Source organism: Bradyrhizobium sp. SOJA106 (assembly GCF_059448745.1).
In genome coordinates this window covers 1420630-1435196 of sequence record NZ_CM182549.1, presented here as the reverse complement: position 1 = coordinate 1435196, position 14567 = coordinate 1420630, and the positions used below count along the sequence as shown (strand labels likewise).

The window sequence follows — 14567 nt, the reverse complement described above, 5'->3', positions numbered from 1 at the left end:
GCTGCCGCTATTTCGGATCGGAGGAGAGCTTTTTGCCGGCGGACTGGACCGCTGGGCTGCTGGCATCTCTGCCGAGACTCGTCACTTTGCGCCAGGATTGACGAAGCTGTCGCCCACGTGTGCTCAGCAGCACGTAAGATAGAATGCCCAACGCGGCGAGCCCACCTCCTGCACCGATCGCAATGTGGGTTGCATTGAACTTGGTTGGTTCGGCGGAAGCTGCCGCTGGCACAACGGAGACCTCATGCTGAGCCCGCTCAACCGGCACGAACACGACCGCCACCTTGTCGTATGATAGACCTTCGATGCTGTTGGCGACGAGCATCTTGATCTGCGGCAGCAAGGCTGAGAGCTTCGCGTTCGAGGCGTATCGAATGAACACCGACGCCGAAGACGGGGTTGCATCCTGTCGCAAAAGATCATTCTTCGGCAGAACGACATGAACACGGGCGGAGAGAACACCATCGATATCGTTGATCGTACGCGACAATTCTTCACTGAGAGCATAGACGTAGCGGGCTCGCTCCTCAACCGGAGAGGCAACGAGGCCCGCCCCCTTGAACACCTCACCAAGGCTCTTGAAGGGTTGGCGCGGCAAGCCCTGGTCATTCAGAATCTCGATCGAGTAGGCGAGCTGCTTTTCTTCCACCTGAATTGTGCTGGTCCCATCCTTACCGACAACACGGATGGCATCGACGCCCTTGCTCAGGAGCAGCCCAAGCATCTCGTTGGCTTCGCGCTCTTGAACTTTGGTATACAGATCAGCTTTGCAACCGGCGAGGGTCAGCAAAAGCGGCAACAGGACGAGAGCATGAAGCCGCTTTCTTGCGGGACAGCCGTTACCGATCTTGTCTTTCGTCAAGACAGCCAACGGCCCGCTCAGCCCGCCGATAGAAGCTTGTTCAGAGATGAACTGACCGCACCTGTCCCCTTGGAGAGGAGCGAAACCTGGATGACGCCGTTGTAAACATCCCGCAGATTCGCCAGCGCCGAGTCGAAATGATCCGCACCTTCCGGTTTGCCCGCTGGATGTACCTCGACTTGCTGAACACGCAAGACTGGTTGCGCTGCCGGCCCAAGCTGGAGACCCTTGGTAGGATCAGGCTCACCGACGAGCGTCGGCGAAACTGCACCCGACGGAAATGGCTTGCCCTGATGGATAGCAGAAATGCTCTGAAGGACGCGATCGCCGAGCGGGCTCGCTGACATGACTGCGCGCTGCACTTCCGGCAGCAATGGAGCTGGCGCGCGCTCGGTCACAGAAGAGGCGACACCTTGGTTCGAGCCCGCCTGCGCAAGACTCTCATCAAACTGGGCGTGTGCCGGCGAACAGCCGCTGGAGGCACACTCGACGGAGTTGACAGGGGTCGACGTAATGCCAAACAAGATGGAGGAAATCATTTCTGTCACGTAGTGAGGTGAGCCGTCAGTTCACACGAACGGGCCGGCACGCTAGAGAAGCAAGCTGACCAAAAACTGACGAGCAGCTGTCATCTAATGATCACGGTCAGCTTCCAATTTGCGACGAAGCAGCGGCTTCCAAATTTTGGGACGAATTCTGGTGCTTGTTCCCAAGCGTAAAACTAGCAGGAATGCTCATTCCATCCACAAGGCGGCACATCTTGAAGAAACTTCTCTATGCTGGTGTTTTCATTTGCTTGGGCGTCGTCGAGGCCCTCGGCGCTCCCCTGGAGCTGCCATCGACGCCTTACAGTTACATAGTTCTGGATCAGGACCTCGCGGCCGCACTGCAGGAATTCGGCAACAACCTAAATATCAGAGTCAATGTCAGCACCGGGGTGAAGGGGCGGATTCGCGGGCGAATGCCCGATCTCCCACCGCGAGAGTTCCTCGAACGGTTGATCAATCTCTACAATCTTCAATGGTACTACGATGGGCTGGTGCTCTATGTATCCGACGCGCATGAGGCGCAAAGCCGCCTTTTGGTCTTGAGTCCAATCAGCTTTGATGCGCTCAAGGCGGCACTCGATGCGCTCAACATCTCCGACGAGCGTTACATCGTGAGAGCCGTACCGGGAGATGGCCTCGTCTTCGCCTCTGGTCCACCCCGCTTTGTCGCGCTTGTGGAGCAAACACTCAAAGGACTTGCGGCGGAGGCACAGGCACGGCGAAACCCGAGCGGTGGCGAAAAGCCGCCGCACGAGTCAGTTTTGATGCTGTTTCGGGGATCCTCCAGCGTGGTCATTCGCGAAGGACGACCGAATGACGCTCCTCCGCCGGAGGCACCACATCAAGACGGCATGGTCCACCTACCCGATGCAGGTAAGAAATGACCTGATGACAACAGATCGCCTACGAAGAGATGCCATGCGTCTGTCTAGTGCCCTCTGTCAGCTTTTCGAAAGCTACTGCTGCCAGTGTCAGAGCGCGGATATGTAGATGGCCGATGCTGCAGGGCGGTGCAAATAAACGTCCAGGCCGGAGCCACGGATGCGAACCAGAGTCCTGGCCAACAGCATCCCGACCAGGGCTGCCCGGACAACCACATTCACCAACCTGGGTGTGCCTGACAGGGCGGAAAGGCGAGAAGCAGGTTTATTCGTATCAAACCATCGCTAAACTCTGCCCTTTGGCCTGTAGGCTCGAGCGAACACTCGCCAAGCGGATAAGCATGGTGACATAAAGAATGCCAGGCGCAGCTGAGCTTCCATCCGCTCGGAGCAACATGGTCGGCACAATACCGCCGGACTCTTTCGAGCATCTACGCCAGTCAATCTGATACGATCATTCTGTATCTGGCTCATCGGGCAGACGCCAACACGCTCGTCGGGCGCAGGCGCCAGGTCGCTACGCGTGGGTGATTTCACCCTCAGATGCTGCGGAGACTTGCGACGTTGTTGCAGGAATCAGCGCACGTGACCATCCGCAAAGCGGCAGACTCGGGTTCATTAATTCGACCTAATTGGCGTGGAGGCGAGCGATCGAAACAAAGCAGGAAAGCCGATTCCGATATCAAGAACCATCACCGCCTTTCCACTGTCATTTCGCGTCTTGTTATGAAACCTTTGAATGCCGTCAGCTTTTGGAAAGCTAATCGAACCTACCATACGGCGTGAATATCTAGACGGCGATGTGCCTATAGATTGTAGCGGAACTGAGCGCTGGGGCGCACTGAGCAATCGGAAGCAAGTGGTAGGTGCCATCGAATCCTATCAACATTTATTGCTCGTTGTTCGTCGCGATTCTCGGGCTGCGCCACATGACCGGCTTGTGGTGCGATCTCAAATCAGAGGACGTATAATGTCAGTCAACAACCTGTCGCTAATCGCCAGCTCCACTTTGTCCGGGCTGGCGCCCGGGCCCTCATCGGCGCGGGATCTTTCAAATTTCGAGGCGATGCTGGCTAGTTTCTCGTTGAAAGACAAAGTCGATGACCATTCCGCACCGCAAGATCCGGCGGCTGCAGACTCAGCCAAGCAGCTGACGGAGGAACTCACGCGGGAGGTGCGGAACATCCTCCCGCCGGAGATCAAGGCCGCCCTGGACGCAAGTCAGCAGGCGCCAGAGCCATCCTCCACGGAGTCCTCCCCCGCTGAGAGCGCACCGAAGATTGCAGAGGCACCCGTACAAAGCTCCAGGATCACGTGGAACAGCGGCACGTTGACTCATGCCGAGCTGCATATTGTGTCGGTGCTGAACCGACACAAAGACAAGTGCCCGCTGGATTGGAAATCTCTTGGAGATTTGGCCAACGATCCCTCCACACCACCGGATCTAAAAGCGGCGATCGAGGCTCTGCAACAGGACCCAGAGCTCTTCTATGCGATAGGCTCGCAAGGTGACGGCCGCTGCGGCGGGAAGATTAAAGCAGGTGATCTCTCCGGCTTCTCCGATCACCACCCTCAGGTTGGTGCGTTCCAGGAGCAGCGGGCAAAGAGCTATACGCAAAACTACATCCCTTCCGACGGCACCGGCAATGGCGAGCCATCGGTTATGACCCAGACCGATGCATTGCGCGAGCTCTATCGGTATTCCGACAACCTGCCTAAGAACCTGAGCCTTGCGGATTTCAAGCGGATCGTCGACGGCGAAGCCAAAACCGGAAAATGCCCGCCACAGGTCCTCGCGGCCGCTCAATACTTCCTCGATCACCCGGATGAATGGAAGCAGCTGTATGGTGGCTCGATAGACAAGGTCCACAAAGAGGACTTCCTGCAGATTGCTTCATCATCGATGACTCTCACGCAGGCCGAGCTCGATACGCTCAATACGATCAACAAGAACCAAAAAGCTTTCTTCGGGAACGGTGATCTGACCCGGGAAAAGCTGGCGAGCATGGTCGATGATAAGAGCCTCACGCCCGAGGTGCGAAAGGCGGCCTCCCAGCTGCTCTCCGATCCCGTGTTGTTCGGGTTGATGAACAACGCGATTACGGGCTACAAAACCCACCATAAGTTCTTCGACTTCGGCGGCGGGCATACGGTCGATTCCGGCAACATCAGCAACAGCGACTTCAACCAGTTCTTCAACAACATGTCGGGTGCGAACCGCACCGTCCACCAAGTGAAGACGCATGCCGTCCGAACGCCAGCCGAGCAGGACGCGGTCGCGGATATGACGATGGGCGTGGCAGACCAGCCCGACATCAAGTCTCCCAAAAAGAACGGTGGCGCCTTCATGCACGCACTTAACGACGTGCTCAAAGTTGGCTCTAAGGTATTCGACTGGGCCGCGACAGCAGTCGGTGTACTTGGCTTCATTCCAGGTTTGGGTGAATTGGCCGATCTGGCGTCAATGGTGCTCGAAGCCGAGGCCCAAGCTGCAAATCTTCTTCACACTGCCATCAGTGGCGGCAACATAAAGCAAGCGCTGGAAGAAGCCGGGCTGAGCCTTGCGGCACAGGCGGTGGGCTGCATCGCCGGACCTGAGGTCAAATTAGCAATGCGAGAAGGCTTGGTGAAGCAGGCAATTCAAGAAGCCGCGACGGCCGGCATCAACCTGCCGGTTTCGGTTGCCCAGTCCTACGCGGAGGATTATTTGAATAACCTCAAGGCTCGCATCGAGTCCGAGCGCTTGCAAGCTGCAGGCGCTTACGCCTAGGCGGAAGGACGCTAGCCTCTCAGGATCACGCTGGAAACTAAGCTTGCGCGACCTCCGCGCGCTTGGGCCTCTCTGCCGAGCAGTAGGTCGCGCAAGCTCCACCAGCATACTTGAGACCGCCCCCCGAATCCGAGAAACTTATTTCGGCCCTTCGCTGCGCATAAACTATGTTGGCCGCACTCGATCGTTCGAATCCGACCTCAAACCCAGTCTGCCGCTGTGAAGTTCCATTGACTGCATACGCCGCCTGTCAACATCGCGATGCATTAACAATACCCGACAGACCGGCCACAGCCGCGGAGCCTGCCGGTTGCGCAAGGATCGAGAGCACATTGGTCCAGAGCGGTAGGAACCAAAGGGCTCTTTCTTGAGTAGTGGGCTCCTGCTCGGTCTCCCTGAAATGGGTCGCGATTGACGGATCTGCCATAGGCCCGCCAGGGCCGATGGACCGCTCTGGCCGCTGAATCCCGCCGTCACTCTGGCTTCCAGCCTCGCTCCCGACGAGGTCAAGCTCCGTGCCGCATCGTCTGACCGCAAGCAAATTGTCCAAAGAGCTCGGAGGCACCGCAAGGGACGTGAGCCAGAGATTGCAGCACGTTCAGCCCAAAAACGCTTTTATTAGTGGTGGCTTTGATATTTCGCCAATTTAACGCTTTCGAAGCGATGAGCAACGTGCTCACCCGATCAAGCTCCACAAACGATTGTTTGTCTTAACCATCTGATCTCCAGCTTTCGCCGGCAACCTTTCAAATACGGTCTGCTGGTGAAACGTCTAATGACGATCCACCATCGGCTCATTGTATTTTCTACGACTCGTCAGCTTGTCGAAAGCTAATACTTGCAGAGTGGAGGGAGGAACCTGCCTCGATTGGCACATCGAATTGACATAGGAGAACCCGATGCGCGTTGCTAGCTCTAGCGCCGCTGGGCACGTTGATGCTGACCTCCATGCGGCTGGCGGCAAAAGCGGCGGCAAAAACGCATCTCACAAGCCTGGCGAGCGCGACGATCATGGCCGATCGCCTGATGCAAACATTCCTGTAAACGGCGGCGCGACCACTGCGGGCGGTAGCTCGCATGAAGCCGCTATGCAGCAAGCGTTCAACGTCGCTCTTGGAGCCGTTGCTCTCCAATTTGCGAATAGTGCAATGAGCCGTTTCGACGATGTCATGGCCGAGACAGAAGAGGATTCCTGACGTCGCATGTTGCGACGTTAGGAAATAGGAGCCGCACGTGGCGGCGAAATCGAGCAAACAGGAGAATAGTATGGGTAAAGGAGTTGGTGCGTCTGGTACCTCGACTGCAGGTGGGGCAGCCGGCACCGCTACTGCTGCAGGAGCTTCCACGGCTGCTGAAGTTGCTGGAGAGGCGGCATTCCAAAAGCAAATCGCCGCTCTGACTGCGACCAGCACAAAGGCTGCTGAGAGGGATGTGGAACTTCGCGTTGTCTCGACTGAACTTTCGACTATCAAAAAAGCGGCCGATGAGCGGGTGCAGTAAGGGATGAGATGGGGCGGCGTCGCCGCCCCACTTTCCCCGGCTGCTTAGTCTGTGAAGTCGCAACGGGCCGTACGGTTTTGCCGTACGGTCCCGTTCGCTATTCAGGAAACTGACCGTGAATGAACCAAATTGCTTGCATTTCGAAGTGCTGTCGGGGGGTTATTCTGGGCTGACAAGTAAAGTGGGGATCGGATCGTGTCTGATTGGCAGCAGCCTCGATGCAGACTTAATCTTCGTCGAACAAGGCCTCGAACCGCACCATCTCCGTGTCACCCCGCATTCCAATTCAATCGAGATCGAGGCCCTTGCGAGGGACGTCAGGATCGAGGGGCACGAGACTGTTTTAGGGAATGAGCCCATTGTTGTCCCTCTTCCTGTCGTTTTGCATGCCGGGGCGATGTCCATTCGCTGGACGATCGAGGACTGCAAACAAGCTGGCTCCATCGACCGCCGGCGTATATCGCTCGCCGTTCTCACTTTTGTCCTGATCAGCTCTGCCGCGGTTGGCGCAGTCTCATCCAGTTTTGTCCAGACCGACACCACCATGGCGTCAAGTCGGTCGTCCCCTGCTACGACCATTGCACCCACGCCGGCGCTCAGCGCTCCTGATGCTTTGGCCACCAATGCAGCTGCCGAGCGGCTGCAAGAGGAAGTTGACAGAGCGGGCCTTGTCGGCATCAAGGTCGGCTCTGGGGCGGGCGTTGTCACCGCCGACGGCACCGTTACGCCCGCCTCGCTCGCCACATGGCGAGACGTCCAGCAGCGGTTTGATCAAAATAGCAATGGCGCTTATACGCTTGTCAATGCGGTCGCCATCAAGGTTGAGAAGACGCCCCCAGCAATTGAGGTCCAAGCTGTTTGGCGCGGGAGCGAACCCTATATTGTCGTTGCTGGTCAAAAGTATTTCGTCGGCGCGCTCTTGAGCAATGGATGGACCGTCTGCGGGATTGAGGAAGGGCGTGTTTTGCTGAGCCGGGATGGTCGGCTTGCCACCCTACCCTATTAGCGTTTTAGGCCGCAGGTAAGGAAGCAACGTGCCATGACTAGGCTGCCCCCGAATCCCGTCAAGCCTGGCACCTCTTTTCAGGAGCCAAACGTCGATCATCATGCATCTGCCATCACGCCCGTTAGTCCTCGAGGCAAGTCCATCGGGATTGATCGGACGCGTGGCAATGATAACAACAGCCACACCTCAATTTCTCGTCACAGCGACGTGCTGGATCCGTTGGTGGACGCCACGATCGAGAGCGCGCTCGAGCTCAGTTCGATCGATGCAGTTTCGCGCGTCAATCTCGACGAGGCGCGCGCCCCGCCAGGTCAGGTCGAGCCAGGCTCGGAACTCGCTTGGCTTAATGAGCCCAATCTCGCGCACGGTCTGCTCTCCTTCGTCACGCCGCGCTTACGTCATTCGCATGTTCTGCGTCCAGAGCAACACGGCCTTCTTCTGGAGCGTTTGGCTGATACGCTATCAGCCGCGCCAGAGGATTTGGTGTCACGTGAAGGGGCCGCGCTTCTGCAACTGGAGCTGCAGCGATTAATCCTGCTCCGGCAGAGTCACAACGGCTTGATCAAAGGCTAGCGATGGCCGGGCCAGACAAAGTGCAACACTTCACATCTACACAGCGCGTTTCCGAAGCCGGCGCTGTCGAGCTGATCTCCGGGCCGGAGCGAGATTTGCTCTGCGTGCTTTCTTATGTCTACCTTGCGTGCGGACAGAGCGCCAAGAGCCTGGCTCTGTTGCGGCTGGTCGCTCACGAACAGTCCCAAGACATCGGACTGCTCCGCATCCTGGCCTACGCTCTCATCTCGGAGCGTCGCGGTGACGAAGCACTGTCGGTATTGGACAAGCTTGACAAACTGGATGACGAGCCGTCTTCGTGTCTGCCCTTGATGCTGATGCGCAGCCACGCCCTGCGTCACGCTGGCCGCATGACCGAAGCGAAAGCCGTCTTCAAACGCTACGTTTTGTTGCGGGGCGGCACAGCTGCAATCGAACAACAATAAGGCTTCTGATGGCCAACCTTCTACGAAATCTCATCACGCGCGCGCCGGCTCACCCGGATTTGATGGTCGCGTTGATGCTTCTTCTGGCCATCGGAATGATGATCATGCCGATCCCGATCATCGTGATCGATATGCTGATCGGCTTCAATCTAGGGTTTGCCATATTGCTGTTGATGGTAGCCTTGTATCTCAACACGCCGCTCGACTTTTCGTCCCTGCCGGGCGTCATCCTGATCTCCACCGTCTTTCGTCTCGCTCTTACCGTTGCAACGACGCGACTGATCCTAGCCGAGGGCGATGCCGGCAGCATCATCCATACCTTCGGCGATTTCGTCATATCCGGCAACATCGCCGTCGGCATTGTCATATTCCTGATCGTGACCATGGTGCAGTTCATGGTCCTCGCCAAGGGCGCCGAACGGGTGGCGGAGGTATCGGCGCGCTTCACGCTCGATGCGCTGCCGGGCAAGCAGATGGCGATCGACGCGGAGCTGCGCAACGGCCATATCGATCAGCACGAAGCCCGCAGCCGGCGCGGCGCGCTGGAGCGAGAAAGCCAACTGCACGGCGCGATGGACGGCGCTATGAAATTCGTGAAGGGCGACGCCATAGCCGGACTTATAGTCATCTGCATCAACATGCTGGGTGGCATCACGATCGGATCACTCTCCAAGGGCATGTCCCTCGAGGAGGCGATGCATCAATACACCATCCTGACGATCGGTGATGCGCTCATTTCGCAGATTCCGGCTCTGCTACTGTCAATTACCGCCGCAACCATTGTTACTCGTGTCAACGGTCCTTCCAAACTCAATCTCGGCGCCGATATCGTCAACCAACTTACGGCCAGCACACAAGCGCTACGCTTGGCCTCCTGTGTCTTGCTTGTGATGGGGCTCGTTCCTGGCTTCCCTTTGCCCCCCTTTGTCATACTGGCCGCGCTCTTCTCCGCCGCCAGCTTTCTCAAGGTTGGCGTGCAAGAGGGCAAGACCGCTCCCAAAGCCGGCGCCGGTCCCACCGGTTCGGCTCCCGCTTCCGCACAGGGTCAGAAGCAAGCCGTGCCCGCGGAGGCACTTCCAATTACGCTGTTGCTAGCGCCGAGCTTGATGCAGGCAATCGACGTAGGGGAACTCGAGCAGTGCGTCGCTCGGGTTGCGGCACTGGTGTCAGCTGATCTTGGCATCACAATTCCACGCATTCCCGCCCAAAGCGCAAAGCACCTGGCCCAATTGCAATTCCGGGTGGACGTCGAAGGAGTGCCCGTAGAAGAGGGCGCCATTGACCCCACACAACTCTTACTTAATGACGACGTGGCGAACATTGATTTGAGCGGGATCCCCTTTTGGCACGACCCAGACACGAATCGGATCTGGATCAAACAAGTCCATGCGCCTGCTCTCAAAGCAGCCGGAATAGGGCACCACCATCCGAGCGAAATCATCGCCTTGCGCGTCCAGTCAACGTTGACACGCTATGCACAGCGCCTGGTTGGCATTCAGGAAACGCGTCAGTTGCTTGGCCGGATGGAGCAGGAATATGCCGATCTGGTGAAAGAGGTGCTGCGTACGACACCGATCCCTCGCATCGCGGATGTCCTACGTCGCTTGCTGGACGAGGGCATCCCGATCCGGAACACCCGTTTGGTTTTGGAGGCGCTTGCAGAATGGAGCGAACGGGAACAAAATGCCGTACTGCTCACCGAATATGTCCGCTCCGCCCTGAAGCGGCAGATCTGTCACCGCTACGCCAACGCCCATCGTGTTGTCGCGGCTTTTATCGTCGAGCGCGAGACCGAGGATATCGTGCGCAGTGCGGTGCGCGAGACCGCTGTCGGTCCCTATCTCGTTTTGGAGGATCGGCAAAGCGAGATGCTGCTTTCACAATTTCGCCAGATCCATTCGAGCATCGCACGCAGTCAGAATCAGCCAGTTATCCTGGGATCGATGGATATCCGACGCTTCGTCCGCGGCTTTCTCACTCGCAATGGAATAGACCTACCTGTTCTCTCCTATCAGGATCTCGCCTCGGATTTCACCATCCAGCCGATTGGCTCCGTCAAACTTGCGCCTGGCAAGGACAAGACTCCTACAGGCGGGCGTCGTGACCTCCTCCCTGCGGCCGGCTGACGAGCACAGGTTTGGGATCGTGAGGTCGCCTATGAATCTATGTAACATTAACGTTCTGCGGCGCTGGAGTAACTTTCGTCGCTATTCGTGCTCGGCCTTCCTCCCCATGCTTGCCATCGTGCTGCTCGCAGGTTGCGTTAACTCGCACAAGTCGGGTCTTTCACAGGAGCCGACGTCTGCGGCAGAGCTGGTCGGGGCCAAGGAGGTCGATCCAGCTATGCGCGAGCGCATCGCTCTCGCCCTCGGTCGGGATGCTGACGAGAAGGCTTTGCGCGATGCGCTGAAGCAACGACCGGACAATGTTGATGCCGCGATTCCTCTTGCGCGGGCTTTGCTGGCACGCAAATGCCCCAATGATGCGCTTGAGGTGCTCGACGGCATCCTATTGGCAGCCCCTGGCGATCTGCGCGCATTGAACGCCAAAGCAGTTGTTCTCGATCATGAGGGCCGACATCGGGAGGCCCAAGAACTCTACCGCCAAGCTCTCGCAGCGGAACCCGCAAACCCGATGCTGCGCAATAACTTCAAACTGTCCATCGCCCTTGAAGGTCAGACGGAGACCGGCGGCGCCAACCCAGCACCGCAGGCGGACGGCCCGCGCTTCGCGGCGCTATCTCGAACAAGCCCATGCGGGAGCGGATCGGAATGGTGACGTCTTGATGCTTAGCTGTCAGCATGCCGACAGCTCGGCTTGCCATGAACGCGGAACACTCAATCGGCGGCAGCCCCCGCGACCTCGCGGATACAAATGGGAGGCTTCATGTTTCAGCGCACCAGCAATTTATCCGATACAAAATGCGCTTCCGAGGCCGATGAAATGAGAACGAGCGGGACTGATGACCGGTACTACGCGCATCGCCAAGGATTCGCTGGATATACTCTCCTTCCTGAATTCGGCGCCATCGAGTTTATCCTCTGATTCATTTTTCGACTGCAGTCCTGCCATACGCGCTGGTTGACGAGCCACCGGCGGTTGAGATCTCAAGATCTTCATTCGAGAACAAGCTGGCAGAGTTTTATGGCGGAGACACAGAGGATATTGCTGCGAATCCGCAGCGATACTTGAGCTCCGGTGTCCCGAAAGGCTCGACGCACAGCGGACGTTGCGTTTTTCTTCCGCACGAAGTCTGGTTCGGAGAAAGCGCGATATTTCAGCTATCAGCTCGGGAACAAGAGCGCCGGGTTCCTGAGAACCGAAGCCGGAGGTCGTCCGAGGGAGCTGCTTAAGCGCAAGAAACTTTGGCGCGAACAATTACCTGGGTGAGATGAACTCACCTCAATAATGGATTTCCAGGCTACTCATCCGCTTGTCGATAACGCGGGCGATATCTTGCTTGAACATCAGCTCCGGATCGACGGCAGCGAACCCTCGTTCTCTCTCACTCTTTCAATCCGGAAGCGAAAGCCCGCGCAGCAGCTGTTGAGGTAAGTGACTCGATGATGGCACTTGATTCCACCAAGCACGAGGACAAATAGAAAAACAAAGGACAAGGCAACGAGCCGGTAAACCGCCCTTGTACTTGCCGCAACTGAAGACAATAGCGGCAATGCCAGGTGGACCGAGAGTGCGGTAAAGCCTGCGAGCGATCCGTATGATGAATATATTTTATGTAGAGCGTACAGGCTCTACACGAAGATAACCGACGTCATTGGCCAGATCGACTTTGGCGAGGTCAGCCTCGCATATCATGCCCTCGCCATATAACTCTTGATCAATGATTTCTGCATCCGCAGGGGACGGCGGAATCGCGCTTTTGATAAGCCGGAGTTTCCGTTTTCCTTGCGCGGCGCAACATCGGATCTTCCGGATGTCCAGCGCGCGCCGACATTCATCAGGCGATCATTGAACATATCTGAGCTCCCGGCGGCTAGCAGATTTACTCGGCATGGCCCTCTTACGGTCGGCTTTAGGGCTTAATATTTGCACGGCACCGCGACGAACGGCGCCGAACCAAGGACTCCTTCTTGCCGAATGCGAACGCATCATCCCCCGGGCAACGTAATGGGCCCCTTGGCACAGCGTCGGCCCGGGCGGAAGCAATAGAGCTGAGCTATCCGGTGGCCGGACGAGGGCCCGGGATGTGCTGGCGGAGATGATGAAGTTATTTGAGCGTTCTATTCGAAGCTCCCACCGATGAATTCCCAGCGCGGCCGCTTGCGCGACTGGATCGTTTGGCCAGCATTGCCTTTCATGATCCGACCTATTGGCCAGATGGTGGATACTTTTCATCGTCGAGCGCAATCAAGCAGGACGTGCAGCAGAACAACTGAAGTATTTCTCGATCTCTGCGATCGCGCGTTCCTCCCACTCTGCAGCTTGGGCTAGCAACGAGTCCCGTTGGATTGGCCGAAATGCGGCGGACTGACGGCACAACGAAGCTATCGCGCGATAGCGGCGCACGTTTTCCATAACGGCCGGTCCGCTCATGTGTGGATCTCCTCCCCTGCTATCCCGGGCAAGAACTTGCTCGAAAACCGTTTTCGATCCGTTAGCGGTCGGAGTGGAAGCCGTGAATGGTTGGCAGAATCTTGCCGGCATGACGGGGGCCGATAATGAATGTCTTCCACAAGGATCACATCCACATAAAACCGCTCGGCAGTGCTCCATCCGGGCGCTTCTGCACCCCGTTGGCTCAGCTTATTTGGTTGGATAGCGGAGTTAGCGATAGCTAGCGCGAGCGAGGCACGTTTCGGCTTGCATCTCAATCGGGATGACTGTGAACTGGCCTGTCTTTCGACTCTTCACTAACTAATTTAGGCAATCCGTTTATTGGTGACTTGAAAGACAGAGAGCCGGTGCTTTGTCGCCATCCTTTTACCCCTGGCGGCGTCGTGGATCTGCTGAAACTATCGTGCCTGTCAGCATGGCGGCCCGCCAGAGCGCCCCTCGCGAGGTCAAGGAGGCCGTTTTAGACCCGCAACGAGCAATGACAAGTGTCCCGGGTTTTGCGGCTGTGTGGATCACAAAAGGCTATTGCGCCATCCAAGGGGACGCTTCAGCCAGCCGAAAGACCTCTGGCCATCAGCCTACCAAAACAGGGAGACGACGGCCTCTTGTTTGTAGCATATGCTATGCGAGCGACGGATGACACGAGCGAACAGATGACAACAATTGTGCGCCGGCGCGCTCGCATCCTACGCGTTTAGGGGCACTCGGATGATCACGCCGTTCCGACGGAACTGGAGTCCAAAAGAATTATTCAATACTCTTACGCCAGCGATGTTCGCCGCCGAGCCGTCGGCTGTCCGCGCACGTTGGGACAAATTGTGGCCTGATCTGTACACCGAATATGACGCCCGGTACTTGAAACAAGAATTAGTGGCGCGAAATCTTATCGCTTCCGATGAAGCTGCTGCATTCTTTAACGCCTGGGCGATTGACGAAGAGCGCCACACCGACGGATTCATCCGGATCATTGAACTTGTCGCTAATGAATCCGAAAAGACTCTTCGGGAGAGATTGGATGCTCGATCTCATGATTTTGGGCCGATCGTTGAACACCTGAAGGACGAATTTTCCGTGATGGTTATGATCGCATTTGATGAAATGTGCACTTGCCGCGCCTATGCAGCAGAAAAACCGTTTTATGACGCCCTTGGGAACAACACATTCCATCATTGGCTGCGGGAGGTAATTGCCGACGAGGCGGTCCACTCGATGAACGCCGTTAATGTTATCCGCTCGCGCTATCGCGATCGCATCGGCCAAGTCGGCACAATTCTTGATAACCTAATCCGCGCGGCCGATACTCTACGCTATTCTGGTACCTTTGTCCTGGACTACTTCGGCGCAGTGTACTCCAGGGAGCTGCTCGCCGACTCCCGCCTCGCGACCATGAGAAATATCGCCAAGCCACTCATCGTATAGAGCGAGAT

16 protein-coding genes and 1 pseudogene are annotated in these 14567 nt (G+C 57.1%); 13 read left to right on the top strand and 4 right to left on the bottom strand.

Annotated elements, in window-relative coordinates; translation table 11 throughout:
• Nucleotides 1-7: 7 nt before the first annotated feature.
• Together sctJ and AC5V87_RS06670 are read right to left on the bottom strand one after the other, a co-directional pair.
• Complete coding sequence (gene sctJ / locus AC5V87_RS06675; protein ID WP_456843451.1) at nt 8-862, bottom strand: type III secretion system inner membrane ring lipoprotein SctJ; 855 nt, start codon at nt 860-862, stop codon at nt 8-10.
• 17 nt (nt 863-879) lie between these two features.
• On the bottom strand, nt 880-1401 hold the full coding sequence (locus tag AC5V87_RS06670; RefSeq protein ID WP_495370349.1) for a nodulation protein NolB: 522 nt from the start codon (nt 1399-1401) through the stop codon (nt 880-882).
• A 191-nt stretch (nt 1402-1592) separates the two neighbouring features.
• Between AC5V87_RS06670 and AC5V87_RS06665 the strand changes: the two genes are divergently transcribed.
• The 12 genes and pseudogenes from AC5V87_RS06665 to AC5V87_RS06610 form a co-directional block, all read left to right on the top strand.
• Complete coding sequence (locus AC5V87_RS06665) at nt 1593-2294, top strand: secretin N-terminal domain-containing protein (protein WP_495370348.1); 702 nt, start codon at nt 1593-1595, stop codon at nt 2292-2294.
• Between the two features lie 967 nt (nt 2295-3261).
• Nucleotides 3262-5061: an HrpF/NolX family T3SS translocon protein gene (locus AC5V87_RS06660; protein WP_495370347.1), complete on the top strand. Its 1800-nt coding sequence runs from the start codon at nt 3262-3264 to the stop codon at nt 5059-5061.
• Between the two features lie 899 nt (nt 5062-5960).
• Nucleotides 5961-6257, top strand: a complete 297-nt coding sequence (locus AC5V87_RS06655) for a hypothetical protein (RefSeq protein WP_495370346.1) — start codon at nt 5961-5963, stop codon at nt 6255-6257.
• A 37-nt stretch (nt 6258-6294) separates the two neighbouring features.
• Entirely contained in the window at nt 6295-6561 is a 267-nt protein-coding gene (locus AC5V87_RS06650) for a nodulation protein NopA (RefSeq protein ID WP_495370345.1), read from the top strand.
• Nucleotides 6562-6676: 115 nt separating this feature from the next.
• A complete protein-coding gene (locus AC5V87_RS06645) occupies nt 6677-7567 on the top strand; it encodes a SctD/MshK family protein (RefSeq protein WP_495370344.1) in 891 nt (296 codons plus the stop codon).
• Between the two features lie 33 nt (nt 7568-7600).
• Nucleotides 7601-8140: a hypothetical protein gene (locus AC5V87_RS06640; protein WP_495370343.1), complete on the top strand. Its 540-nt coding sequence runs from the start codon at nt 7601-7603 to the stop codon at nt 8138-8140.
• A gap of 2 nt (nt 8141-8142) precedes the next feature.
• Nucleotides 8143-8565: a type III secretion apparatus assembly chaperone SctY gene (gene sctY / locus AC5V87_RS06635; RefSeq protein WP_495370342.1), complete on the top strand. Its 423-nt coding sequence runs from the start codon at nt 8143-8145 to the stop codon at nt 8563-8565.
• A gap of 8 nt (nt 8566-8573) precedes the next feature.
• Nucleotides 8574-10691, top strand: coding sequence for a type III secretion system export apparatus subunit SctV (gene sctV / locus AC5V87_RS06630; protein WP_495370341.1), 2118 nt, complete (start codon nt 8574-8576; stop codon nt 10689-10691).
• A gap of 106 nt (nt 10692-10797) precedes the next feature.
• On the top strand, nt 10798-11343 hold the full coding sequence (locus tag AC5V87_RS06625; RefSeq protein ID WP_495370340.1) for a tetratricopeptide repeat protein: 546 nt from the start codon (nt 10798-10800) through the stop codon (nt 11341-11343).
• Between the two features lie 108 nt (nt 11344-11451).
• Complete coding sequence (locus AC5V87_RS06620) at nt 11452-11610, top strand: hypothetical protein (RefSeq protein ID WP_456840808.1); 159 nt, start codon at nt 11452-11454, stop codon at nt 11608-11610.
• A complete protein-coding gene (locus AC5V87_RS06615) occupies nt 11583-11918 on the top strand; it encodes a hypothetical protein (RefSeq protein WP_495371841.1) in 336 nt (111 codons plus the stop codon). Before AC5V87_RS06620 ends, AC5V87_RS06615 begins: the two co-directional genes overlap by 28 nt.
• Nucleotides 11821-12120, top strand: a pseudogene (locus tag AC5V87_RS06610) (hypothetical protein); the annotation flags it as partial. The gene AC5V87_RS06615 and the pseudogene AC5V87_RS06610, both read left to right, overlap by 98 nt.
• Before the next feature lie 257 nt (nt 12121-12377).
• On the opposite strand, the gene AC5V87_RS06605 reads toward AC5V87_RS06610, so the two are convergent.
• Nucleotides 12378-12542 carry a hypothetical protein gene (locus tag AC5V87_RS06605; protein WP_495370339.1) on the bottom strand — a complete coding sequence of 55 codons (165 nt, stop codon included), beginning with the start codon at nt 12540-12542 and terminating at the stop codon, nt 12378-12380.
• Between the two features lie 391 nt (nt 12543-12933).
• Nucleotides 12934-13119 carry a hypothetical protein gene (locus AC5V87_RS06600; protein WP_456840810.1) on the bottom strand — a complete coding sequence of 62 codons (186 nt, stop codon included), beginning with the start codon at nt 13117-13119 and terminating at the stop codon, nt 12934-12936.
• A gap of 729 nt (nt 13120-13848) precedes the next feature.
• On the opposite strand from AC5V87_RS06600, the gene AC5V87_RS06595 reads away from it, so the two are divergent.
• Nucleotides 13849-14559 carry a hypothetical protein gene (locus tag AC5V87_RS06595; RefSeq protein ID WP_456840811.1) on the top strand — a complete coding sequence of 237 codons (711 nt, stop codon included), beginning with the start codon at nt 13849-13851 and terminating at the stop codon, nt 14557-14559.
• Nucleotides 14560-14567 lie beyond the last annotated feature (8 nt).